Here is a 23,883-nt window from a genome sequence, read left to right as displayed (position 1 = left end):
TCTCCTTCGACCCTCCCCAGTATATTTAGGGATACCTAAATATACAATGGCGGCGATCGGATGTCACAGCAGCCGAGCGAGCGCCACGGCCCGGAATCGCTCCTCGCGCAGCTGCTCGGCCACCAGTCGCCGCTCGTGCTGCTCGGCCAGGTGCTCGCGGCTGTGTCGCTGCTCGGCACGGCGGCTCCACGCGACGAGTGCGAGTCCGGCGCGGCGGGAGACACGCTCGATGAGCGTGGGGTGACCGACCGGGCGGACTGGGACGTGCCCGGCTCCGATGAGTGCGCTGTTCATGATGCCTCTCGATCCATTCATTCGCGCCCGTTCATCGAGCACACCTCCGTTCTACGGCGAGGCGGCATGACGGCTCATCGGCAACGGCAACCGAGATCACGCGTCGGGACTACCGAGATCACGCCGTCGGTCGAGTAGCGAAGCGTATCGAGACCACGCGTCGGGACTACCGAGATCACGCCGTCGGTCGAGTAGCGAAGCGTATCGAGACCACGCGTCGGGACTACCGAGATCACGCCGTCGGTCGAGTAGCGAAGCGTATCGAGACCACGCCCGCGCGCCTCGATACGCGCTTCGCGAAACTCGACCCGCGGTCAGAGCAGTCCGAGCTCGTGAGCGACGCGCACGGCATCCCGGCGCGTCGACACCCCCAGCTTCGTGAGGATCGCGGCGACGTGGCTGTCGATCGTGCGCACAGAGACCACGAGCCGGTCGGCGATCTCGGCGTTCGTCAGCTCCTCGGCGAGCAGCCGCAGCACCCCGACCTGGCGGTCGGTCAGGCCCTCGGGATTCCGCCGGGTCGGGCTCGAGGGTCCGCGGGGAATGCTGCGTACGCCGCGGTCGCGGAGATCCGCCCTGACCCGCCGGGCGAGTGGAACGGCGCCGATGCGATCAAGGATCGCGAGCGCATCGAGCAGGTCGGCCTCGTCTGGGCTCTCGGCGAGCGCCGCCGCCTCGTGGTAGGGACATCCGGCCGCTCGCCAGAGATCGGCGGCGCGCCGCCAGTCGCCGCGAGCCTGCACCGCGAACGGGTGCTCGTCGTCCGCCGCGATCGCGACCTCGTCGCCGGCACGCACCAGGAGGTACGCCAGCTCGGCGCGAAGCGCTCGAGCGACGCGACGGTCGGCCTCGTCGAACTCCGGACGCGCGATCGCCCGGGCCGCCGCGAGGTCGCCGCGCAGCAGGGCCGCCTCCGCCCGGGCTGCGGCGACGGGTCCGCGTCGCTGCAACTCATCGAGCGCGTCGGCGAGGCGACCCGCCTCGCCGAGATCGGCGTCGGCACCGTCGTCGCCACGGCGCAGTCGCACGGTTCCGGCAACGGTCAGGGCGACACAGCGGGAATGCGGCGGCTCGGGCAACTCCTCGACCAGTGCGAGTGCGTCGTCCCAGTGCGCCCGCGCCAGTTCGAGCCGGGCCTGCTCCATGCGCTGGTAGATGACGAAGGCGATGAACTCCGCCCGCTCCGTGAGCTCCAACGCGCGGCCCAGATGGCGCTCGGCGAGGTCGAGCCGGTACTGGTCGAGCAGGGCCCAGACGAGGTTGACATACGCGCGCGCCGCATCCTCCATGTCATCGACTGCGAGCGCGACGTCGGCGGCCTCGATCAGTTCGGCGATGCCCGCATCGTCGGCCCGGAACATGAGCGCGGTCCCGTGGTTGTTCAGCGCGTGCGAGAGCACTCGCGATCCCCGGTCTCGCGTGCGAGCGCGATCGCACGTCCGGCGAGCTCGATCGCGCGCTCCGTGTCGTGCGCGAGCAGTGCCAGCTGGGCCTCGTTGCTGAGGGCCATCGCATGCAGGCCCCGGTCGCCCGCTTCGGCGAGCACGGCGGATGCCTCGTGCGCCGCGGCCTCGGCGTCGGCACGACGACCGTCGAACCACTGGAATCGGGAGAGCCATCGCAGGCTCGCCCCGAGCCGGAGGGGGTCCCCGAGCTGTCGGCGCAACACGATGGACTCCGACTGCGCGGCCACCGCGTCGTCTGCCGCACCGATGGTGTGCGACTCGATCGCGGACTCCTCGAGGAGATCGGCACGTTCGGCCGGCTCGTAGCGGCCTGTGTGTTTGCGCGCCACCCGGAAGTGTGCGGCCGCCTGCCGGTGCGCGCCCGATGCGGCGGCATCCCGGGCGGCGCGCGGTGCCCACTCCACCACGGCGTCGGCGTCGCCCGCCGCGATCGCATGGTGCACGAGCCGCGCAGGGTCGGCGACGCCCGTCGCGAGCAGTTCAGCGAGCACGCGGCGTTCGAGCTGGATGCGACGCGACGCGGGCAGCGCGTCGACGACCGCGCGCCGGGTCAGCTCGTGCCGGAACCGCACACCCTCTGGGCTGACGGCGAGCAGGCCGCTCTCCTCAGCAGGGCGGAGCGCGCCCTCCGACCCGGGCACCAGCCGGGCGAGCAGGTCGCGGTCGACCGCCGACGGCACGACGGCGAGCTGTTCGATGTGATCCTGCGTCGCCGCATCGAGCCGCCGGAGCCGCCCGGTCACCGCGTCGACCACGGTGGGCGGCACGTGTACTTCGTCGGCCGATGCGACGAGTTCGTTCACGAAGTACGGATTGCCCGCGGTCATCGCGTAGACCCGATCGGTGTCAAGCCCACTTCCGGCGGTCAGCGCGCCGACCGCGTCGGCCGACAGCAGCCGCAGCGCGATGCGGTCGACATGGTCGCCGTGGCCGAGGTCTCCGAGCAGGCGGCCCAGCGGATGATCACGGTCGAGTTCGTCGCGGTACGTGAGCACGAGCACCGCGGGCAGGTCGACGATGCGCCGCGCGAGGAAGCGGAGGACGTCGAGCGTCGCTTCATCTGCCCAGTGCACGTCCTCCACGATGAGCACGGTGACACTCGCCGCGAGCTCCTCGCGGAGCGCGTCGAAGACCTCTTCGCGGTCGCCGGCACGAAGCGCTTCGCCCAGGCGAGGTCCGAACGAGGGGGCGAGGTCGCGCAGCGGCCCGAGCGTTCGCGGCGTCGACATCGCGTCGCACGACCCGATGAGCACCCGCGTGCCATCGGGGGGCTCTGACTGCAGCGCACTCGCGAGGCTGGTCTTGCCGATGCCCGCCTCGCCGTGGAGCAGCACGACGCGCCCGTGCCCCGCCGATGCCTGCCGCGCGGCGGCGCGGAGCTCCTCAAGCTCGGGTTCGCGTTCGAGCAGCTCCCTGCTCATACAGCGAGCATGCCCGCGAGGGACCGGGGCTGCAACCGAGCGCGCCCTGAGGCGAGGCCGGCACACCCGGTGGTCGAGTAGCGACGAAGGCAGTGGGTCGAGGAGGCGCGCCAGCGCCGTCTCGAGACCAACGTATCGAGACCCGTTGCGAGGTCTCGATACGGCCCTGGCGGGCCTACTCGACCGCCGGGGTCGCTGCGCGACCTACTCGACCACCGAGAGGATCAGAGTCCCGAGTACGCGTGCAGTCCCTTGAAGAACAGGTTGACGACCGTGAAGTTGAACAACACCGTCGAGAAGCCGATGATCGCGAGCCAGGCTGAGCGCGAGCCGCGCCAGCCACGCGTCGCACGCGCGTGGATGTACCCGGCGTAGACCACCCAGATGATGAACGTCCACACCTCTTTGGTGTCCCAGCCCCAGTAGCGGCCCCACGCCTTCTCTGCCCAGATCGCTCCGGCCATGAGCGTGAAGGTCCACATGATGAAGCCGATGATGTTCACGCGGTAGGCGAGGTTCTCGAGCGTCGCGGCACTCGGCAGCGTCGCGAGGAACGTCAGCTTGGCCGCCTTCGCCGAAGCCACCACAGCCTCGCGCCGCGACTGCAGCAGCTGCACGACCGAAAGCGCGAACCCGAGCGCGAAGAAACCGACCGACGCCGACGCCACGAACACGTGGATGACGAGCCACACCGACTGCAGCGCCGGCGGCAGCGGAATGGGGCTCACGTAGAAGTTGATGGTCGCGACGCCGAGCAGCACGAGCACGAGCCCCGTGACGAACGTGCCGAGGAACCGCAGGTCGTGCTTCGAGACGAGCAGCACCACGAGGAACACCGTCGTGATGATGAGCGTGCCCGTGAGGGCGAACTCGTACATGTTGGCCCACGGCACGCGCCCGGCCGCGAAGCCGCGCAGCACAGTCGCGGTGAGGTGCAGTGCCCACGCCAGCACCGTCATCGCGACGCCGACGCGCAATGCCGGCGAACGCCCGTAGGCGACGGCACCATCGGATGCCTCACCGTCGACCTTCACCGCAGCGGCACGGCCGCGCCCCGAGGGTTTGCTGCCGGCGGCAGCGCCGACCGCGACCTTCGCCTCGGCGCGAGCCGGGACATCCGCAGCCGCCGTCACCGCCGCGCCGCGCCTCGCGAGGTCGATCGCGAACGCGATGAAGGCGATCGCGTACACGACCATCGCCGAGTACACGCTGAGGATCGAGATCTCGTCGAGCGTCATCTGCACCGTTCTACCTTACGTCGAAGTGGAATTCCGCCGGTCGAGTAGCGGCGAGGAGTATATCGAGACCCGTTGCGGGGTCTCTGGTCTCGATACGGCCCTGGCGGGCCTACTCGACCGGCGACGACCCCTGGCGGGCCTACTCGACCGGCGACGGCCCCTAGCGGGCCTACTCGACCGGCGACGGCCCCTGGCGGGCCTACTCGACCGGCGATGGTCCCTGGCGGGCCTACTCGACCGGCGATGGTTTCGGCCCCGCGTGCTTGTCGGCGAATGCCGCCACCGCCTCTTCGAGGCCGGGGTCCTCGCCGCGGGCGAGTCCGGCGTACTCGAGCACGACGCTGCCGTCGGGGCGCCTGGCGGCCTTCACCCACATGCGCCGGCGGGGCACGAACAGCGACACGAGCAGCCCGCCCAGGATGAGCGCCGCGAACACGAGCACCCAGATCTGCGTGGGGTCGTGGTGCACGTCGAAGCTCGCGAAGCGCGGCACGCTCTGCGCGTAGTCGCCCTCGCCGGCATCTGGGTCGGCGTGCTCGAAGGTGACGGTGCCGAGCCCGTTCGGCAGCTCGGCGCTCTCACCGGGCTTGAGTTCGATCGAGTCGACTCCGGTGTCGCCGCCGGTCAGCTGCTGCATGCCCGACGGGTCGAGGGTGTACACGGAGGTGGGCGTGCCGCCGTCGATGCCGAGGTCGCCCTCGTACACGTTGAGGGTCAGCACCGGAAGAATCAGGTCGGGGTAGCTCGACGTGTACGCGCCAGAAGTGAGCTGCGACTGCGTGGGGTAGAAGAAGCCGACCATGCCGAGCTGCTCGGGCATTCCGTCGGGCACCTTCACGACGCCGATCGAGGTGAGGTTCGCGTCCTGCGGCAGGAACGGCACCGAGTCGGTGAACACCACGTCGCCGTCGGCGTTCGTGACCGTGATCGTCGGTGCATAGCCGTTGCCGAGCAGGTAGACGTCGGTGCCGTGCGTGTAGAGCGGCTCGTTGACCTTGACGTTCGCGTCCTGCGGGTCGTCGCCCTGGCCCTCGACCGTCACGTGCGCGGTGAAGTCGATCGGCTGCCCGAGCGCGTCGGCGTTCTGGGTCTCGTAGACCGCGTCGAGGCTCTCGAGCGACAGGCGGTAGGGCTGCAGCGAGGTGTCGTTGAAGAAGCGTCCGGGATTGAACGAGTCGTAGGCGGCGAGCGTGTTGACGAACGTCTGGCCTTCGACGATCACGCGCTGGCCCGAGAACCCGAATCCGCCGCCGAACCCCACCGCCACCAGCACGCCGAGCAGCGCGGTATGGAAGACGAGGTTGCCGGTCTCACGCAGGTAGCCGCGTTCTGCAGAGACGGATGCCTCGCCGCGCAGCTCGTACCGTTCGACCCGGTAGCCCGCCTGGCGCAGCTGCACGGCCGCCGCGTCGATGGCCTCTTCCGCCGCCTCCACCGCCGATCGAGTAGCGAGCGACGAAGGAGCATCCTCTCCCGCCGATCGAGTAGCGGGCGACGAAGGAGCACGCGTATCGAGATCAGCGGGCGACGAAGGAGCACGTGTATCGAGATCCGCCGGCGAGGTCTCGATACGCGGCTCCGCCGCTACTCGACCGACGAGCGGCCGCTCGGTGTATCCCGCGAGACGCGAGAGCCGTGCGGGAGTGCGCGGCGGCCGCGCCCGCAGCGCCTCGAAGTGGTGCTTCGTGCGCGGGATGATGCACCCGATGAGCGACACGAACAACAGCAGGTAGACCGCCGAGAACCACGCCGACGTGTAGACGTCGAACATCTGCAGCCCGTCGAGGATCGGTGCGAGCCGCGGGTTGTCGGCGAAGTACTGGGTGACGCCGTTGGGGTCGCTCGACCGCTGCGGCACGAGCGAGCCCGGCACGGCTGCGATCGCGAGCAGCAGCAACAGCAGCAGCGCCGTGCGCATGCTCGTGAGCTGGCGCCACAGGAACCGCACCCAGCCGGTGAAGCCGAGCTTGGGCTGGTTGACGGCCGACCGGTCGTCGACCGAGGGCTCGGCCGAGTCGATGTGGTCGGCGGGGCGTGAGAGCTCGCCGGGGTCAGATCGCGGGGACAAAACCGGTGATCACCGCCTGCAGTTGATACATCCAGATGCTCCAGATTCCCGAGACCATGAGCAGGCCGATCGCGACGAGCAGGCCGCCGCCGGCGATGTTGATCGCGCGGATGTGCCGGCGCATGAACGCCAACGACCCGGTCACCCAGCCGAAGCCGGCGGCCACGAGCAGGAACGGGATGCCGAGGCCGATGCAGTACAGCAGTCCGAGCAGCACGCCGCGTCCGGCCGACGCCGAGTCGGCACTGAGGGCGAGCACCACAGCGAGGGTCGGGCCGATGCACGGGGTCCAGCCGACACCGAACACGATGCCGAGCAGCGGTGCCCCCGCGATGCCGGTTGCCGGGCGCCAGGTGGGTTTGATCGTGCGCTGCATGAAGCTGAACTGCCCGATGAACACGAGCCCCATGACGATGAGCAGGGCCCCCGCGACCCGCACGATCACGTCGGAGTACTGCAGCAGCCACGCCCCGGCGACGCCGGCGACGAGGTTGAACGTCACGAACACGAGCGTGAACCCCGCGATGAACAGCAGCACCCCGAGCAGCAGGCGACGTCGGTTGCGGCGCTCTTCGACGGCGTCGGCCGAGGCTTCGGTGAATCCGCCGATGAAGCCGAGGTAGCCCGGCACGAGGGGCAGCACGCACGGCGACAGGAACGAGACGACACCCGCGGCGAGCGCGATCGGCATCGCCGCGAGCAGTTGCCCGTTCAGCACGATCTCGCCGACGCCCATGTGTTCTGCTGCTCGCCCTCGCTCGTCGCCCGCGCCGCTACGCCTGCTCGTCGAGCAGGTCGGAGATGATCGAGTCGAGGATCGATGCCTCTTCGAGTTGGCCGAGCACGCGCGCGGCGACCCGGCCCTCCTGGTCGAGCACGATCGTGGTCGGCACCGCGGCCGGCGGAACCGGACCGGCGAAGGCGAGCTGCACCGAGCCCTCGTTGACGTCGAGGATCGACGGATAGGTCACGCCGTAGTCGTCTTCGAACGACGCCGCGGTGCCGGCCTGGTCGCGCACGTTGACGCCGACGAAACTCACCTGGTCGGTGTCGACCCCGTCGTGCACCTCTTCGAGGATCGGCGCCTCGACGCGGCACGGAGCACACCCCGCGTACCAGAAGTTGACGACGTGCACCTGCCCCGCGACATCCGCCGAATCATAGGAGTCGCCGTCGACGGTCTCGCCCGCGAACTCGATCGGCTCACCGCGATCGTCGGCCGCGTACACCGAGATCGTGCCGTCGCCCGCGATGTAGTTCTTGCCGCTGCCCTCGCGGAACTGCTCGGCGAGCGGATCGCTCGTGCACCCGGTGAGCAGCAGCGCCGCCGCCAGGACGCCGGTCGAGTAGCGAGCGTAGCGAGCGTTTCGAGACCCGCCGCGAGGTCTCGATACGGCCCTGGGGGGCCTACTCGACCGACGAACCCTCATCACACCGCTCCCACATCTGTCGCCTGCGCGGCGAGTCCCGCCGCCGGATTCGAATAGCCGACCTCGACGAACCGCCGCCCGCCCGCCGAACCCGCGACCGTCTGCAGCTCGAGCGTCGTGATGCTCGACAGCGAGCATCGCCGGCGTCGCGGATCGTGCGACAGCGACCTGCCCGCGAGGTGCCGGTGCACCATCCAGATCGGCAGCTGGTGGCTGACGATGACAACGTCACCGCCGTCGACCGACGACCATGCATCTTCGATCGCGAGCATCATGCGATCGGCGATCGACCGGAACGGCTCACCCCAGCTGGGTTCCCACGGGTTCACGAGCAGACCCCAATTGCGGATGTCGCGAAGCGCGCCACCCGGGCCGCGCATGCGCTTGCCCTCGAAGTGGTTCACGGGTTCGATCACCCGGTCGTCGAGGGTCGGCTCGAGCCCGAACGCCGCGCCGACCGGCTCGGCCGACTGCTGCGTGCGCTGCAGCGGCGACGAGATCAGCGCGGCGACCGGGCGATCGCGCGCCACGAGGTCGTCGGCGGCGGCCTTCGCCATCAGGCGCCCGAGGTCGCTGAGCCCGTAGCCCGGCAGTCGCCCGTAGAGCACGCCTTGGGGGTTGAACACCTCGCCATGGCGCACGAGATGGATCTGCTCGGCCGGCACGGGTTCCAGTCTAGAGAGCCGTTCCCTTTGAATCCGCCGAGATCGGCGCCGGAACCCCCACGAGTAGGATGGTCGATCGTGAAGAACCGCACCCTCGTCAAGAACCTCGCCGCGCTGCCCGACGGCCCCGTCACCGTGAGCGGATGGGTCGAGACGGTGCGCGATCAGAAGAAGGTGCAGTTCGTCATCCTCCGTGACGAGTCGGGTGCCGTGCAGCTCGTGAACCCCGCGACCCGCGAGCTCGACGAGAACGCCGACGCCGGGGCATCCGCTCGCTTGGCGATGACCGAGGCGATCTCGGCGCTTACACATGGCTCGTTCATCAGCGTGACCGGCGACCTGAAGCACGACGAGCGCGTGAAGCTCGGCGGCATCGAGGTGAAGATCGGCGCGCTCGAGGTGGTCGCCGAGGCGAACCCCGAGACGCCGATCGCCGCCGACTCGAGCCTCGACAAGCGCATGGACTGGCGGTTCCTCGACCTGCGCCACCCGAAGCAGAACCTGATCTTCCGCATCCAGACCACGTTCCTGCACGCGCTGCGCACCTATTGGGTCGAGCACGACTTCGTCGAGATCCAGACGCCGAAGCTCATGGCGTCGGCGAGTGAGTCGCGCGCCGAGCTCTTCGAGGTCGGCTACTTCGAGGGCACCGCATACCTGGCCCAAAGCCCCCAGTTCTTCAAGCAGATGGCGCAGCCCGCCGGTTTCGGCAAGGTGTTCGAGGTCGGGCCCGCGTTCCGCGCCGACCCGTCGTTCACGTCGCGGCACGCGACCGAGTTCACCTCGATCGACGCCGAGATGAGCTGGGTCGAGTCGCACGAAGACGTCATGAAGATGCACGAAGAGCTGCTCGTCGCCGGACTCACCGCCGTGAAGGCGAAGCACGGCGCCGAGATCGCCGAGCTGTTCGACATCGAGCTCGAGGTGCCGACGCTGCCGTTCCCGCGCATCCCGCTTCGCGAGGCGAAGCAGATCGTGGCCGACCGAGGCTATGTCATCCCCCGCGACGACGCCGACATCGACCCCGAGGGCGAGCGCCAGATCTCGGCCCACGTGCGCGAAGCCTTCGGCCATGACTTCGTGTTCCTGACCGACTGGGACATCAGCCTGCGGCCGTTCTACCACATGCGCCACCCCGAAGACGCGACGCTCACGAACTCGTACGACCTCATCTACAACGGCGTCGAGATCTCGACGGGCGCGCAGCGCGAGCACCGCATCGACGTGCTCGTCGCGCAGGCACGCGAGAAGGGGCTCGACCCTGAGGAGCTCGAGTTCTACCTCGACTTCTTCCGCTACGGCGTGCCCCCGCACGGTGGGTTCGGCATGGGTCTGGCCCGCGTGATGATGCTCATGCTGAACGAGCACTCGATCCGCGAGACCACGTACCTCTTCCGAGGCCCGACGCGCCTGCTGCCGTAGCCCCGGGCGACTGCCCAGCCCGCGCGGCCGCGCACCCTCCCGTACGCCGCGCGTCGCACCACGCGGCATCCGTGAAGTCGCGCAAATCGCTGCCACCCCCGGCCCATACCGACGATCCGCGCGACATGACGCTGCCGTCACCCCGCACCGGGTGCACGATGTCGCGGGAATCGCTCGCTGCGCCCACCCATCCCGACGATTCGCGCGACATCATGGCGCGGGCGGCGGCGACCAGCCACGCGCGATCAGGGCCTGGCGCACGCGCTCGAGCTGCTCCACGCGCGCGCGACCGCGGTGTCGTTTGGTGAAGCGGATGTTGCGCCATCCGAGCCTCGCCAGGTCATCGAGCCGATCGACGTCACGAGCGTACTGACGGTCTTCGGTGCGGTGGTGCTCGCCGTCGTACTCGGCGAGCACCAGGTACTCGGGGTACGCCGTGTCGCCGATCGCGCAAAGCCTGCCGAACTCGTCGAAGATCTCGAGGTTGACGATCGGCTCGGGCAGTCCGAATTCGATGAGGTCGAGTCGCAGCAGCGTCTCCTCCGGCGAGTCGGTGCCGGCGCGCACCGCCTCGAGCGCGGCGACGAGCGCACGGTGCCCTCGGCGCCCTGTATGACGTGCGACCGCCGCGCGCAACCTCTCGGGGGTGGACAGCGGTCTCTTCCTGCGCAGCAACGAGTCGCCTGCGACGACGAGTTCACGGACCGTTGCCGTCGCCGCGAGCTGGCACCAGGCATCCTCGGGCGAGACGATCGGAAGCCCGCGCCGGATTCCGACCCAGGTGCCTCTCGCCGCAAGACGATGTCCCCGCACTCCCCGACCGCGGGGGATCGGTCTCGGTGCGAACGCCGCGACATCCACGTCATCCGTCTCGTGACTCGCTGGAACGACGATGCCGAAGAGTCGACACGCGGTGGCATGGCTGAACACCTGGCCGGGCCGCATGGTGAGCAGCTTGGCTCGACACCGCGCCTCGAATCCGAGCGCGGCCGCGGTCGTGCGGACTCCGTGGAAGGGTCGGGTGAGGTCCTTGCCGCGCAATCGCCCGATGCCGACGCCCTCGGCGATGGCCTCGGATGTCGTGAACGCCCGTTGCGCGAACTCGGCGGGCAGCGGCTGGTGCGGTCTCATCCGATCAGGTTCGACTGCCCGGCGCCCCCGCTCCGCGCCCGGCAGATGATCTGTGGACGCATCGACGAGCCCCGCACCCTGTGGACAAGTCGCCAACCCCGCCACCGTCGTCCCCAACCAACCGTGGTGTCGCGCAAACCGTCGGCATTCCGGGGAATGGCGACCATTTGCGCGACATCGCGGGGAGGCGTCGTCGTACGGACGGACGGACGGACGGGCGGCGCGGGCCGTAGGCTCGGTACGTGGCGAGCGACATTGGCACGACGACGATGGTCCGCATCGAGGGCGGAACCTTCCGCATGGGCTCAGACGAGTTCTACGCCGACGAGACGCCGGTGCACGAGCGCTCCGTCGACACGTTCGAGATCGACCTGCACCCCGTCACCAACGAGCAGTTCGCGGCCTTCGTCGAGGCAACGGGCTACGTCACCGTCGCCGAGCGCCCGCTCGATCCGGCCGATTTCCCGGGCGCAGATCCGGCCGAACTGGTCCCCGGCGGGCTCGTGTTCACCCCGACCCCGGGCCCCGTCGACCTGCGCGATTGGCGCCAGTGGTGGCGGTGGGGCGCGGGCGCGAGCTGGCGGCACCCGTTCGGGCCCGGGTCATCCCTTCGACAGGCTCAAGACGGCGCCGTCGACGACCGGCTCACCCACCCGGTCGTGCAGATCAGCTTCGCGGATGCCTCGGCGTACGCCTCGTGGGCCGGCAAACGGCTGCCCACCGAAGCCGAGTTCGAGTTCGCCGCCCGCGGCGGCCTCGAGGGTGCGCGGTTCGCGTGGGGTGACGACGAGTTCCCCGGCGGCGAGCTCATGGTGAACCGGTGGCAGGGATCGTTCCCCTACCGCAACACCGGCGCCGCGGGATGGGTCGGCACGTCCCCGGTGATGACGTTCCCGGCGAACGGCTACGGGCTCTTCGACGTCACCGGCAACGTGTGGGAGTGGACGACCGACTACTACGCCGCGCGCCATGTGCCGCCGGGCACCGTCGCCGTCGAGGCCGAGGCCCGCCCGAACCTGCTCGCCGCCGCGTCAGCCGAGCCGGGCTCGCGCATCCCGCGCCGGGTGCTCAAGGGCGGCTCGCACCTCTGCTCTCCCGACTACTGCCTGCGCTATCGGCCGGCGGCGCGATCACCCCAAGCCGACGACACGGCGACGACGCACATCGGCTTCCGCTGCGCACGCGACGTGTAGCACTGCCCGCTCGCCCTCACGCACTCAGCGCGGCCTTCAGCCTCACCGGGTCGATGCGCCAGTAGTTGTGCACCTCGCCGTCGATGAGCAGCACCGGGATCTCCTCGGCGTAGCGATCGCGCAACGCCTCGTCGTCGAGGATGCTCAGCTCTTCGAGCAGCATGCGGCGCGAGGCATCCGTCGTCTCGATCTCGGCGATGACGCCCTGTACGACCTCGCGCGCGTCGTCGCAGAGGTGGCAACCGGGCTTTCCGATGAGGGTGAGGCGGATGTCGCGGGCCATGCCTCGATCGTACGTCGTCGCCGCCGCACGAGCCCGCGAGCAGGGGGTGGGGGCAGCAAAAAGCGCCAGACCCGAAGGCCCGGCGCTCAGCCAGTCGTCGCGAGTGCGACTACTTCTTGTTGCGACGCTGGTGGCGCGTCTTGCGAAGCAGCTTGCGGTGCTTCTTCTTCGCCATGCGCTTGCGACGCTTCTTGATGACGGAACCCATCAAAACCTCACAGAAAGATCGAGTCGGCCGCGCGTGCCGCAGCCGAAGACAAGAATGCCTCGGGATAGTCTAGCGGATTCGCGGGCGCGCCCCGTGCGGCGCCTCCAACCCTCGTCGGATGCCCCGTGCGCGATGCGTTAGCGTCGAGGGATGCGCCACCACGATGTCGTCATCCGCACCACCGAACCCGACGACTGGCAGGCGGTGCGCGCCCTGCGACTCGAGATGCTGCGCGACACCCCGCTCGCCTACGCCGAGACCCTCGCGAACGCGCTCGACGTCGACGAGGCCGGCTGGCGCGCACGCGCCGCACGCGGTACAACGCACGGGCAGACATCGGTCGTCGCGATCAACGGCGACCGCTGGGTGGGCACAATGGGCGGGTACATTCCGGATGCCGCGACCGGCCCACTGCTCGTCGGCGTGTACGTCGCACCCGACCACCGCGGAGATGCCGCGGGAGTGTCGCGGCTGCTGCTCACGGCCGTCGAGGATTGGGCGCGCGACTTCGGCGACACCCTGCGCCTCGAGGTGCACGAGCAGAACCCGCGGGCGATCCGGTTCTACGAGAAGCTCGGGTTCACCCTCACCGGCCGCAGCCGCGAGTACGAACTCGAGCCGGGCGGCCTCGAACTCGAGATGATCAAGCCGCTGCGCTGACGACGCCGGTCGAGTCGGCGCGCCAGCGCCGTATCGAGACCACGGACGCAGCGGGTCTCGATACGCTCGCTGCGCTCGCTACTCGACCGACGCAATCCACGCCAGACTTGGCGCATGCTCGCACTCATCACCCCGCTGCTCATCGTGGCCGTCCTCGGCACCGGCGTCATGGCCGGCGTGTTCTACGCATTCTCGGGCTTCGTGACGCAGGGCCTCGACCGGCTGCCCGCCGCCGATGCGGCTCGTGCCATGCGCGGCATCAATGTCACGGCCGTGCGTGCCCCGCTCATGCTCGCCCTGTTCGGCACGGGGCTCGTGGTGCTCGCGGTGCTGGGCTTCGCGTTCACGGGTGCCCTCGAGGGTGCGATGTGGTGGGCGTCGGCGGCGGCCGTCGTCTACCTCGGCGGCGTGATCGGAGTGACGGCCGGCGCGAACGTGCCGCGCAACAACCGACTCGCGGCGGCGGCGAATGAGGCCGCCGCGCTGGAGTCCGCCTGGCACGAGTTCCGCCCGGGCTGGCAGGCGTGGAATCACGTGCGCACCATCACGTGCGCGGCATCGTGCGTGGGGTTCGCGGTCGCGCTGGTCTTGGTCTGACCCGAGCCCCCACGTCGACGACAACCATGCCGCCGACCCCACACCGGGCGCACCGACTCGACCGTCGTCGGAGAACGACGCACACAGCGAGATCGCCTCACCCGCCGCGATCTTGCGACCGGATCGGCTCGGCCGCCTAACGGCGCTTCTTCGGGGCGACGGCCGCGGTGACCTGGTGCGCCGTCTCGGCGAAGACCTTGCCGATCGCCGAGGCGAATGCCCGCTGGTCTTCGTTGAGCGCAACCTCATCGCCCGCGGCAACGCCCGCGAGCGTCGCGGCGTCGGCAGCGGCATCGGATGACGTGAACGGAATGAGCCAGTCTTCGAGCGTCTCGAGCGGCGTGCGGTCGAGCTTGTAGTAGCGGTGCTGACCCTCTTCGCGAACGGCGACGAGGCCCGACTCGCGCAGCACCTTGAGGTGCTTCGACACCGTGGGCTGACTCGCGCCGAGCGCCGAGACGATCTCGGAGACACTGATCTCGCCACCCGACTGCGGTACTGCACCCTCTCGCTCGAGGAGCACTGCGAGGATGTCCCGACGAGTCGGGTCCGCCACCACATCGAAGATGTCAGCCATGCCCCAAGGGTAGTCATTCCTCGCGGGGAGTACCATGACTCACGCGTTGGGTCGCGGCAGGCAAGGGGGATCGATGCGCGCAGAGCCGATGAGGCGCCTGGGTCGTGTCGACCGGCGGTCGTGGCTGGGTCGCACGCGCGACGCGCTCGACACGCTCGTCAAGAGTTCGCCGTCGCGGTTCGCGATCCTCATCTTCGCCTCACTGATCCTCGTCACCACCCTGCTGTTGTCGCTGCCGATCGCCCGGGCGGGAGAACGCAGCAGCACCCCGTTGGCCGATGCCCTGTTCACGGCGGTGTCGACGATCTGCGTCACCGGCCTGACCACTGTCGACATGGCGACGTACTGGTCGCCGTTCGGAAACGCGGTCATCTTCATCGGCATGAACGTCGGCGGCATGGGCGTGCTGACACTCGCATCGATCCTCGGCCTCGTGATCTCACGACGGCTGGGTCTGCGCGCGAAACTCATGGCCGCGAGCGACACGAACCCGTCGCGCATCCACGTGGGCCCGGTGGCCGAGCGTCAGGCGATCCGGCTCGGCGAGGTGGGCGGACTGCTCGTCACCGTCGCGGTGAGCACGCTGACGATCGAGGCCGTGATCATGCTCGGCATGATCCCGAGCGTGCTCGCCGCCGGGTACGACGTCGGCACGAGCATCTGGTACTCCGCCTACTACTCGGTGAGCGCCTTCACGAACACGGGCTTCGCGCCCAACGCGGCCGGACCCGTCGAGTTCTTCGACGACTACTGGTTCCAGTCCCTGATGATGGTCGACGTGTTCCTCGGCAGCCTCGGGTTCCCCGTCATCTTCGCGCTCGCGCGAATGTGGCGGACTCCTCGCCGCTGGAGCGTGCATGTCAAGCTGACGCTCGCGACCACCGGCATCCTCTTCGTGCTCGGTGCGCTCGCATTCCTCGTGCTCGAGAACGACAACCCCAAGACCTACGGCGCGTTCGGGCTCGGCCATACCGTCTTCGAGGGATTCTTCATGTCGGTGATGACCCGGTCGGGCGGCTTCTCGACCATCGACATGGCCGACCTGTACCCGTCGAGCCTGCTGGTCTCTGACATGCTCATGTTCGTCGGCGGCGGCTCGGCGTCCACCGCGGGAGGCATCAAGGTTACGACGCTGGCGGTGCTCTTCCTCGCCGCATTCGCAGAGGCACGGGGCGCGCCCTCGATGGAGGCGTTCGGCCGGCGAATCCCGCGCGACATGCTGCGACTGGCGGTGAGCGTCGTGCTGTGGGGTGCCACGATCGTCGCGGTCTCGACGATCATCCTGACCCAGATGACGAAAGCTCCGCTCGACTTCGTGCTGTTCGACGTGATCTCGGGATTCGCGACGTGCGGCCTCTCCACGGGGCTCACCGAGTCCCTCCCTCCAGAGGGCAAGTACGTCATGGCGGCGACGATGTTCATGGGCCGGGTCGGCACCGTGACCCTCGCCGCTGCGCTCGCCGCGAGCCAGCGGCGCCAGCTGTTCAAACGACCGGAAGAGAGGCCCATCGTTGGTTGACAAGATCAGACACGACGCACCGGTGCTCGTGATCGGCCTCGGCCGATTCGGCGCTGCCACCGCCGGACAACTCGACCGGCTCGGCCGTGAGGTGCTCGCGGTCGACATCGACGAGGCCCTCGTGCAGAAGTGGTCCGAGCGGGTGACCCATGCGGTCGTCGCCGACTCCCGCTCGATCGACGCCCTGCGCCAGATCGGCGCACAGGACTTCTCGATCGCGGTGTGCGCGACGGGGTCGTCGATCGAGGCGTCGGTGCTGATCACCGCGAACCTCGTCGACCTCAAGATCCCGCAGATCTGGGCGAAGGCGATCTCGGCCTCGCATGGCAAGATCCTGCAGCGCATCGGCGCGAACCACGTCATCTACCCCGAACGCGAGGCCGGTGAACGCACCGCGCATCTCGTGAGCGGCCGCATGCTCGACTTCATCGAGTTCGACGACGACTTCGCACTCGTGAAGATGTACCCGCCCAAGCCCATCCGCGGAAAGAGCCTGACCGAGTCGGGCGTGCGCTCGAAGCACCGGGTCACGGTCGTCGGCGTGAAGAGCCCCGGCAAGCCGTTCACCTATGCGACCGAGCACACCGTGGTCTCGAACCACGACCTGATCATCGTCACCGGAACCGAGGGCGACATCGAGAAGTTCGCGGCGCTCGAGTAGCCGGCGCGATCAGAACGCGCCGATGATCACCGCGGCCGCGACGGCGCTGACGACGTGGTACGAGCCGGTGATCGCGGCGAACGCGAGCGGATGCGGCATGACCGGGTTGACCGCGTTCGTGAACGTGATCGCAGCCGAGTAGCCGACGCCCACGACGAGGCCGAGCGCGGCGGACTCGCCCCACCCCTCAACGCCGGTGGCGACGATCAGGATCCCCGTCGCCACGCTCACGAGCGCGCTGCTCACGAACGGCACGACGTAATAGATCGCCGGGTAGCGGCTGCCGCGCTCTCGGCTGATTCCGAGCGAGCGATCCCACTGGCGGCCGAAGAGCGGCGTGAACCAGAGCGCGCCGAGCACGAACGACGCGAGGGTCGCCGCGCCGATGGCGAGCCAGTCGAGTCGGCTGAGGGCTTCGATCATGGCCCCATCCTCACCGCCGCCGCGCTCGGGGTCTTGTAGAAATCCGACCGGGCGACAGACTGGGGTCGTGAGCGCCGACGATGATCCCGCACCCGGGCGGCCGATCGGTTCCGAGGAACGCACGGGGATGCTGCATCCCGCCAATCTCGAACGCTACGGAGCACGCTGGATCGATCCCGACCCGCGCGTCGCCGACGTGGTCGACCGGTACTGGCATGTGCGATGGATGCTCGCCCCGGGCGAGGAGATCGACCAGCGGATCGTGACGCAGCCCGCCGTCACCCTCTCGATCGAGGAGGGCGCGGTGCCCGCGCCGCTCGTCGTCACCGGCGCGCAGCGCGGTGCGTGGCGACGTGTGATCCGCGGTCGCGGAGCGGTCTTCGCGGTACGCCTGCGGCCGGCGGGTCTCGCCGTGCTCGCCGACCTCCGCGCGGCCGAACTGGTGGACGGCACGTTCGCCGTGACGGCGGCGACCGATCACCGCATGTACGACGAGCTCTCGGAGATCGCCGCGGATGACGGCGTCGATGCCCGCGCCGCCACGGCCGATCGGGTGATCGCGCACGCGCTGGAGCGCCATCCGATCGGAGCCGACGGAAGGCTGGCGAACGCCGTCCTCGACGAGCTGCTGGAACGGCTTCGCACACGGACCGGCGACACGCTCGCCAGCGCGTTCGGTGTGAGCGAGCGCGTCGTGCAGCGCGTTCTGCATGACAGCATCGGGCTCGGACCGAAGCGCGTGACGCGCCTCGTTCGACTGCAGGAGGTCGCGCGTCGCCTGGCCGACCCCACAGGAGTCGACCTCGCGACGCTCGCCGCCGAGCTCGGCTACGTCGACCAGGCGCACCTCCAGCACGACTTCCGCGACGTCGCGGGCGTCTCTCCCGGCGCCTATGTCCGATCGCTCCGCGAGCTCGCGAGCTGACGGATACCCGCGCGGGTGGTCGAGCGGTTGGGCGGACGGTTGGTCGGGCGTCAGGTCGCCCGTTAGGGATCCGTTAGGAAGATTCACAAACTTGTGAATTCGGCGTAGCATCCCTCGCATGAACACCGTGATCAGCACCCGAGGCCTCCAGAAGCGGTTCGGGCGCACCATCGCCCTCGACGGACTCGACCTCACGGTCGACGCCGGCGAGATCCACGGATTCCTCGGGCCGAACGGCGCGGGCAAGTCCACGACCATCCGCATCCTGCTCGGCCTCGCACGGGCTTCGGGCGGCGAAGCGACGCTGTTCGGCAGCAATCCGTGGACCGACGCGGCCGGGCTGCACCGCCGCATCGGGTACGTGCCCGGCGATGTGAGCGTGTGGCCGAACCTCACGGGGGGCGAGGCGATCGACCTGCTGAGCCGCCTGCGCGGCGGGGTCACCGACAAGGCGGACTACGAGAGCCGCAAGCAGCGGCTCATCGACGTCTTCCAGTTCGATCCCCGCAAGAAGGGCCGGGCCTACTCGAAGGGCAATCGGCAGAAGGTCGCGCTCATCGCCGCGTTCGCGACGCCCGCCGACCTCTACCTGCTCGACGAGCCGACGAGCGGCCTCGACCCGCTCATGGAACAGGTCTTCAATCGCGAGATCGCCCGCGTGACCGCCGAGGGCGCGACCGTGCTGCTGTCGAGCCACATCCTTTCCGAGGTCGAGGAACTCTGCGACCGGGTCACCATCATCCGCGCAGGCCGCACCGTCGAGAGCGGCACGATGGCCGAGCTGCGGCACCTGACTCGCACCGAGATCGCCTTCGCGGCAGAAAGTGTGCCGATGCCGTTCGAAGAGATCGAGGGCTCGCACGACCTGCTCATCGACCACGGACGCGTGAGTTTCACGGTCGACAGCGATCGGGTGGCGAGCGTGCTGCCCGAACTCGCCCGCCTCGACGTGAAGGGGCTCACCGTCTCGCCGCCGTCGCTCGAAGAGCTCTTCCTGCGCCACTACGGCGACGAACTCGTCACGCTCGGACAGGCGGCGCGGTCATGACCCGACTGGCCGTGTTGCTGCGCCAGCGCGCCCGGCGCGACCGGCTGCAGCTCGCGCTCTGGCTGGTGGGCACGGCGCTGCTCGCCTACGCCTCGGTGTCGGCGGTGTTCGACACGTACGGCGATGCCGAAGATCGCGAGGAGATCCTCGGCATCGCCATCGCCACCCGAACGATCCTGGTCTTCCGCGGCACGCCGAACGGAATCGACGAGGGGGCGTTCGCCTTCTTCCTGCTCTTCGCCTGGCTGGCGCTCATGGGCGGCCTGATGAGCACGTTCCTCGCCGTCCGTCACACTCGCATGGAGGAGGAACAGGGTCGCGCCGAGTACGTGGCGTCGACGCCGGCCGGGCGCATCCTGCCGACGATCGCCACCGTCGTGCACGGCGTGCTCGCGAACATCGGTCTCGGGCTGCTGATCGCGCTGGCACTCATCGGCAACGGGCTGGATTCCAGCGGTTCGCTCGTCGCGGGCGCCGCGATCGCGGCATCGGGAATCGCGTTCCTCGCATTCGGCCTCTTCGCCGCGCAACTCTTCCGCACGTCACGAGGCGCGAACGGGGCATCCGTCGCCTTCGTACTGGCGGCCTACCTGCTGCGCGGTCTCGGCGACGCCGCCGGCACGCCGTCGGAAGACCTGCTGCACGTGACCCCCGCATGGCCGACCTGGCTGTCCCCGATCGGCTACGGGCAGTTGACGGGTGCCTTCGTCGAGAACGACCTGCGACCCCTGCTCGTGCCGCTCGGGTTCGCCGTCGTGATGATCGGCGTCGTGTTCGCACTGCAGTCGGTGCGCGACCAGGGCGCCAGCCTGCTGCCGGGCCGCGCCGGACGCGCCACCGCCGGGCCCGTGTTGTCGAGCTCGTTCGGGCTCGCGTGGCGACTCAACCTCTCGATCCTGCTCTCGTGGACCGCGGGCGGCATCGCGACCGGACTGCTCGCCACGTCGCTCTCGTCGATCGTCGGCGACGTCGCGGGCAGCAATCCTCAGGTGATCGAGATCCTGCGGCGGGCGATGGGCGACGATGCCTCGATCGAGCAGGCGTTCGTGGCCACGTTCTACGGCGTGGTGGGCATCCTCGCCGCCTGCTGCGCGGTGCAGGTCGGCATCCGCGCGCGCCAGGAGGAGGTGCACGGCACCGCCGAGATGGTGCTCGCCACGCGCGTGCCACGCGTGCGCTGGCTGCTGGAGTACTGGGTCGTCGGCGTGATCGTGATCGTGGTGGTGCTCGCAGCGGCGGGCATCGCCGGCGTGCTGGGCGCCAGCCGCGCGTCCGACCCCGAGACGCTCATCCCGAACGTGCTCGAAGCCGCGGCGGCGCAGCTGCCCGCGTGCCTCGTGTTCCTCGGCGTCACCCTGCTGGTGTTCGCCTTCCTGCCACGCGCCACGATCCCGCTCGGCTGGACGATCGTCGGGGTCGCCGCGATCCTCGGCACGTTCGGGCCGATCCTGCAGCTGCCCGAATGGCTCACCGAACTGTCGCCGTTCGCACACTCGCCGGTTCCCTCCGGCGACGACACCGACTGGTCGGGCGGTCTCTGGCTGCTCGCCATCGGCCTCGGCGCCGCCGCGGCGGCCGTGGTCGCGATGCGGCGGCGAGAGCTCACCAGCGGCGGCGGATGAGAGGCTGAACGGATGGCGCGCGACGAGCAGTCCCTGAAGGCCACGATCGAACAGTCGGCCGCGGTCCTGACCGCCGCCGGGTTCCCGAGAATGCCGGCGCGCGTGCTCATGGCGCTGCTCGTCGCCGAGGCCGGCGGTCTCACCGCCTCTGAGCTCGGCGGCCAGTTGGGCGTGAGTGCCGCGGCGATCTCGGGCGCGGTGCGCTACCTCGAGCAGATCGGCATCCTTCATCGCGTGCCGCAGGCGGGCAGCCGTCGCGACCGGTGGGAGTTCCTCGACGACGCGTGGTACACGGCGCTCATGTCGAAGAGCCCCGTCTACGGCGTGATCGCCGACCTCGGCGATCGGGCCGCCGACGCCATCGGCGACGAGCAGGCGGCCGGCTCGATGCGGGCACGCGAGATGGCCCGGTTCTACCGTTTCATCGACGCCCGCATGCCCGAGCTCATGCGCGAGTGGGAGCAGCTGCGCGAGCGCTGATCGCGGGGCGATCTGCGCGAGCGCTGATCGCGGGCGGGGCGACCGCGGCCGCCCGCCGCCGCTCACTCGAAGAGCAGCATGGCGAGGCCGATGAGAGCGGCGAGCGCGGCGATGCCGATCATCACGAGGCCGACGTTGCGGATGACGCGACGCCCCGCGGGCGGCTCGTGCAGCCGCAGCCGGTCGGGGTCGCGCTGCTTGTAGTACGCGGGCTCCTCGTCGGGGCTCGTGACGTGCTCGCGCTCGTCGGATCCGAGGATGCGCGAGTGGAACGCTCCTTCGGCGAACCAGCGGATGACACTGTGCTCGTCGTAGTCGACGACCACGGCGTCGGTGCGCACCCAACGCCCGTCGGCGATGCGGATGAGCAGGGCGAGCAGCAGGCACACGAGACCGACCCCGAGAGCGATCCATCCGATCACCTCGGAGACGACCGAGATGATCTCCGCTGCGCCCATGGGGCAACGGTAGCGCGGCGAGCCCGTCGATCGACGCCGCACGGTTGGGCACGCCGTGAGAACGACGTCAGCGTCGCATGAGGATCACGGTGCGATCCCGTTAGGGAGCCGTGAGGATCGGCGCCACAGCGGGCGGGCGGGTGTTGCATCGTCGCTGCCGGTTGAGCTCGTCGAAACCTGAGCTTGTCACAACCTGCCCGCCCGTCGCGTCCGCGGCCCGCGGCATCCCGAACCTGGAGTCTTCGTGCTCGACGTCGTCTACATCCTCGGCATCATCGCCGTGTTCGTGGTCGTCGGCCTCATCGCCAGGGGGGTCGAGAAGCTGTGATCTTCTTCGAACTCCTCGCTGCCGCGATGTGCGTCGCCGCCGTGGTGTACCTGGTGGTCGCCCTCGTCAAACCCGAGCGGTTCTGATGACCGGCGCAGTTCTCCTCGCCGTCATGCAGGCGGCCACCCTCGCCCTCATCCTCGCCCTCATCTACCGCCCGTTCGGCGACTACATGGCGCGCCTCTACACGAGCGACCGCGACTGGAGGGTCGAACGCGGCCTCTACCGCCTCATCGGCGTCGACCCGCGCACCGAGCAGTCGTGGCCCGCCTACCTGCGCGGCGTACTCGCGTTCTCGGTCATCGGGCTGCTGTTCGTCTATTCGCTGCAACGGGCGCAGGCCGTGCTGCCGTACTCGCTCGGCCTGCCGGCCGTGCCCGAGGGGCTGTCGTTCAACACCGCGGCCTCGTTCGTCGCGAACACGAACTGGCAGTCGTACTCCCCCGAGCTCACGTTGGGCTACACGGTGCAGCTCGCCGGACTCGCGGTGCAGAACTTCGTGTCGGCCGCCGTCGGCATCGCCGTGGCGATCGCCCTCGTGCGCGGCTTCGCCCGCCGCGGCTCGGGCACGATCGGCAACTTCTGGGTCGACCTGTTCCGCGGCTCGTTCCGGCTTCTGCTGCCGCTCTCGGTGATCGGCGCGATCGTGCTGATGATCGGCGGCGTCGTGCAGAACTTCAACGGCTTCACCGAGGTGACCACCCTGGCCGGCAACACGCAAAGCCTCCCCGGCGGCCCGGTCGCCTCGCAAGAGGTCATCAAGCTGCTCGGCACGAACGGCGGCGGCTTCTTCAACGTCAACTCCGCGCACCCGTTCGAGAACCCGACCGCGTGGACGAGCCTCTTCCAGAACGTGCTCATGCTCGCGATCCCCTTCGCGCTGCCGCGCACGTTCGGCAAGATGGTCGGCTCGAACAAACAGGGCTACGCGACCCTCGCCGTCATGGCGACGCTCTACCTCGTCTCGCTCACCGCGCTCAGTGCGCTCGAAGTGGCTGGCAACGGCACGGCACCCGAGCTCGCCGGCGGTGCGCTCGAAGGCAAGGAGCAGCGCTTCGGCATCTTCGCCTCGACCCTGTTCGGCTCGACGTCGACGCTCACCTCGACGGGCGCGGTCAACTCGATGCACGACTCGTACACCGCGCTCGGCGGCATGATGCCGATGCTCAACATGATGCTCGGCGAGGTCGCGCCCGGCGGTGTCGGCTCTGGCCTCTACGGCATGCTCGTGCTCGCGGTCATCGCCGTGTTCATCGCGGGCCTGCTCGTGGGCCGCACGCCCGAGTACCTCGGCAAGAAGGTCGGGCCGCGAGAGATCAAGCTCGCGAGCCTCTACATCCTCGTCACGCCGACGCTCGTGCTCGTGGGTACCGCGCTGTCGTTCGCGATCCCCGGCGTTCGGGAGGACGTCGAGGCGACCTCGATCTGGAACCCCGGCATCCACGGCATGAGCGAGGTGCTCTACGCATTCACGAGCGCGTCGAACAACAACGGTTCGGCGTTCGCGGGCCTCACCGCCAACACCCCGTGGTTCAACACGGCGCTCGGCGTCGCGATGCTGCTCGGCCGGTTCGTGCCGATCGTGTTCGTGCTCGCCCTCGCCGGCAGCCTCGCGGCGCAGGAGAAGGTGCCGGCGACCGCCGGAACCCTGCCCACCCACCGGCCGCAGTTCGTCGGCCTCCTCGTGGGCGTCACGGTCATCGTGACCGCGCTCACGTACTTCCCCGTTCTCACGCTGGGTCCCCTGGCGGAAGGGCTGAACTGAT

Annotated in this window: 26 protein-coding genes; 12 read left to right on the top strand and 14 right to left on the bottom strand. The window is 69.4% G+C overall.

The features are described from left to right. Positions 1–63: 63 nt before the first annotated feature. From ABD164_RS08435 to ABD164_RS08400, 8 genes are all read right to left on the bottom strand, one after another. Positions 64–294, bottom strand: a complete 231-nt coding sequence (locus ABD164_RS08435; RefSeq protein WP_344295365.1) for a hypothetical protein — start codon at positions 292–294, stop codon at positions 64–66. 314 nt (positions 295–608) lie between these two features. Beyond that, positions 609–1,694, bottom strand: a complete 1,086-nt coding sequence (locus tag ABD164_RS08430; RefSeq protein WP_344295363.1) for a helix-turn-helix transcriptional regulator — start codon at positions 1,692–1,694, stop codon at positions 609–611. Continuing rightward, positions 1,676–3,181 carry an ATP-binding protein gene (locus ABD164_RS08425; RefSeq protein WP_344295362.1) on the bottom strand — a complete coding sequence of 502 codons (1,506 nt, stop codon included), beginning with the start codon at positions 3,179–3,181 and terminating at the stop codon, positions 1,676–1,678. Before ABD164_RS08425 ends, ABD164_RS08430 begins: the two co-directional genes overlap by 19 nt. 224 nt (positions 3,182–3,405) lie before the next feature. Continuing rightward, the gene (gene ccsB, locus ABD164_RS08420) at positions 3,406–4,419 is read right to left on the bottom strand and encodes a c-type cytochrome biogenesis protein CcsB (protein WP_344295360.1); all 1,014 of its coding nucleotides are present in this window, start codon (positions 4,417–4,419) and stop codon (positions 3,406–3,408) included. A gap of 229 nt (positions 4,420–4,648) precedes the next feature. Beyond that, a complete protein-coding gene (gene resB / locus ABD164_RS08415) occupies positions 4,649–6,487 on the bottom strand; it encodes a cytochrome c biogenesis protein ResB (protein WP_425545926.1) in 1,839 nt (612 codons plus the stop codon). Further along, a complete protein-coding gene (locus ABD164_RS08410; RefSeq protein ID WP_344295359.1) occupies positions 6,471–7,223 on the bottom strand; it encodes a cytochrome c biogenesis CcdA family protein in 753 nt (250 codons plus the stop codon). Before ABD164_RS08410 ends, resB begins: the two co-directional genes overlap by 17 nt. A gap of 37 nt (positions 7,224–7,260) precedes the next feature. Then, entirely contained in the window at positions 7,261–7,917 is a 657-nt protein-coding gene (locus tag ABD164_RS08405) for a TlpA family protein disulfide reductase (RefSeq protein ID WP_344295357.1), read from the bottom strand. Beyond that, positions 7,917–8,582 carry a histidine phosphatase family protein gene (locus ABD164_RS08400; protein WP_344295356.1) on the bottom strand — a complete coding sequence of 222 codons (666 nt, stop codon included), beginning with the start codon at positions 8,580–8,582 and terminating at the stop codon, positions 7,917–7,919. Before ABD164_RS08400 ends, ABD164_RS08405 begins: the two co-directional genes overlap by 1 nt. Before the next feature lie 78 nt (positions 8,583–8,660). Between ABD164_RS08400 and aspS the strand changes: the two genes are divergently transcribed. Beyond that, entirely contained in the window at positions 8,661–10,004 is a 1,344-nt protein-coding gene (aspS, locus tag ABD164_RS08395; protein ID WP_344295354.1) for an aspartate--tRNA(Asn) ligase, read from the top strand. Between the two features lie 210 nt (positions 10,005–10,214). Here the strand turns inward: aspS and ABD164_RS08390 are convergent, their stop codons facing one another. Then, complete coding sequence (locus tag ABD164_RS08390) at positions 10,215–11,135, bottom strand: hypothetical protein (RefSeq protein WP_344295353.1); 921 nt, start codon at positions 11,133–11,135, stop codon at positions 10,215–10,217. A gap of 269 nt (positions 11,136–11,404) precedes the next feature. Here ABD164_RS08390 and ABD164_RS08385 point away from each other — a divergent pair, with 269 nt between their 5' ends. Continuing rightward, entirely contained in the window at positions 11,405–12,328 is a 924-nt protein-coding gene (locus tag ABD164_RS08385) for a formylglycine-generating enzyme family protein (RefSeq protein WP_344295484.1), read from the top strand. A 16-nt stretch (positions 12,329–12,344) separates the two neighbouring features. Here ABD164_RS08385 and ABD164_RS08380 read toward each other — a convergent pair whose 3' ends face one another. Together ABD164_RS08380 and ABD164_RS08375 are read right to left on the bottom strand one after the other, a co-directional pair. Beyond that, positions 12,345–12,611, bottom strand: a complete 267-nt coding sequence (locus ABD164_RS08380; protein WP_344295352.1) for a glutaredoxin family protein — start codon at positions 12,609–12,611, stop codon at positions 12,345–12,347. 109 nt (positions 12,612–12,720) lie between these two features. Next, entirely contained in the window at positions 12,721–12,819 is a 99-nt protein-coding gene (locus ABD164_RS08375; RefSeq protein ID WP_003792170.1) for a 30S ribosomal protein bS22, read from the bottom strand. 150 nt (positions 12,820–12,969) lie between these two features. Here ABD164_RS08375 and ABD164_RS08370 point away from each other — a divergent pair, with 150 nt between their 5' ends. Next, positions 12,970–13,479, top strand: a complete 510-nt coding sequence (locus ABD164_RS08370) for a GNAT family N-acetyltransferase (protein WP_344295350.1) — start codon at positions 12,970–12,972, stop codon at positions 13,477–13,479. A 114-nt stretch (positions 13,480–13,593) separates the two neighbouring features. Next, a complete protein-coding gene (locus ABD164_RS08365) occupies positions 13,594–14,076 on the top strand; it encodes an anthrone oxygenase family protein (protein WP_344295349.1) in 483 nt (160 codons plus the stop codon). Positions 14,077–14,212: 136 nt separating this feature from the next. Here ABD164_RS08365 and ABD164_RS08360 read toward each other — a convergent pair whose 3' ends face one another. Continuing rightward, positions 14,213–14,653: an ArsR/SmtB family transcription factor gene (locus ABD164_RS08360; RefSeq protein WP_344295347.1), complete on the bottom strand. Its 441-nt coding sequence runs from the start codon at positions 14,651–14,653 to the stop codon at positions 14,213–14,215. Between the two features lie 73 nt (positions 14,654–14,726). Between ABD164_RS08360 and ABD164_RS08355 the strand changes: the two genes are divergently transcribed. Continuing rightward, positions 14,727–16,172, top strand: a complete 1,446-nt coding sequence (locus ABD164_RS08355) for a TrkH family potassium uptake protein (protein WP_344295345.1) — start codon at positions 14,727–14,729, stop codon at positions 16,170–16,172. Next, the gene (locus ABD164_RS08350) at positions 16,165–16,833 is read left to right on the top strand and encodes a potassium channel family protein (protein ID WP_344295344.1); all 669 of its coding nucleotides are present in this window, start codon (positions 16,165–16,167) and stop codon (positions 16,831–16,833) included. Before ABD164_RS08355 ends, ABD164_RS08350 begins: the two co-directional genes overlap by 8 nt. Positions 16,834–16,842: 9 nt before the next feature. On the opposite strand, the gene ABD164_RS08345 is transcribed toward ABD164_RS08350, so the two are convergent. Further along, positions 16,843–17,256 carry a DUF1761 domain-containing protein gene (locus ABD164_RS08345; RefSeq protein WP_344295342.1) on the bottom strand — a complete coding sequence of 138 codons (414 nt, stop codon included), beginning with the start codon at positions 17,254–17,256 and terminating at the stop codon, positions 16,843–16,845. 67 nt (positions 17,257–17,323) lie between these two features. Between ABD164_RS08345 and ABD164_RS08340 the strand changes: the two genes are divergently transcribed. The 4 genes from ABD164_RS08340 (at position 17,324) to ABD164_RS08325 (ending at position 21,331) form a co-directional block, all read left to right on the top strand. Beyond that, entirely contained in the window at positions 17,324–18,181 is an 858-nt protein-coding gene (locus tag ABD164_RS08340) for an AraC family transcriptional regulator (RefSeq protein ID WP_344295341.1), read from the top strand. 118 nt (positions 18,182–18,299) lie between these two features. Further along, complete coding sequence (locus tag ABD164_RS08335) at positions 18,300–19,229, top strand: ABC transporter ATP-binding protein (protein ID WP_344295339.1); 930 nt, start codon at positions 18,300–18,302, stop codon at positions 19,227–19,229. Beyond that, the gene (locus ABD164_RS08330) at positions 19,226–20,851 is read left to right on the top strand and encodes an ABC transporter permease (protein WP_344295338.1); all 1,626 of its coding nucleotides are present in this window, start codon (positions 19,226–19,228) and stop codon (positions 20,849–20,851) included. The genes ABD164_RS08335 and ABD164_RS08330 overlap by 4 nt, the downstream gene beginning before the upstream one ends. Before the next feature lie 12 nt (positions 20,852–20,863). Beyond that, positions 20,864–21,331: a GbsR/MarR family transcriptional regulator gene (locus ABD164_RS08325; protein ID WP_344295336.1), complete on the top strand. Its 468-nt coding sequence runs from the start codon at positions 20,864–20,866 to the stop codon at positions 21,329–21,331. Positions 21,332–21,393: 62 nt separating this feature from the next. Here ABD164_RS08325 and ABD164_RS08320 read toward each other — a convergent pair whose 3' ends face one another. Continuing rightward, positions 21,394–21,789, bottom strand: a complete 396-nt coding sequence (locus ABD164_RS08320) for a hypothetical protein (protein ID WP_344295335.1) — start codon at positions 21,787–21,789, stop codon at positions 21,394–21,396. A 324-nt stretch (positions 21,790–22,113) separates the two neighbouring features. Here ABD164_RS08320 and ABD164_RS08315 point away from each other — a divergent pair, with 324 nt between their 5' ends. Both ABD164_RS08315 and kdpA read left to right on the top strand, forming a co-directional pair. Next, entirely contained in the window at positions 22,114–22,203 is a 90-nt protein-coding gene (locus ABD164_RS08315; protein ID WP_344295333.1) for a potassium-transporting ATPase subunit F, read from the top strand. Positions 22,204–22,229: 26 nt separating this feature from the next. Then, a complete protein-coding gene (gene kdpA / locus ABD164_RS08310; RefSeq protein ID WP_425545928.1) occupies positions 22,230–23,882 on the top strand; it encodes a potassium-transporting ATPase subunit KdpA in 1,653 nt (550 codons plus the stop codon). Position 23,883: the final 1 nt, after the last annotated feature.

The organism is Agromyces neolithicus, from assembly GCF_039529735.1.
Lineage (GTDB): Bacteria > Actinomycetota > Actinomycetes > Actinomycetales > Microbacteriaceae > Agromyces > Agromyces neolithicus.
Note: the sequence above shows the minus strand (reverse complement) of the source record. Positions and strands in the feature narration are given on the sequence as shown.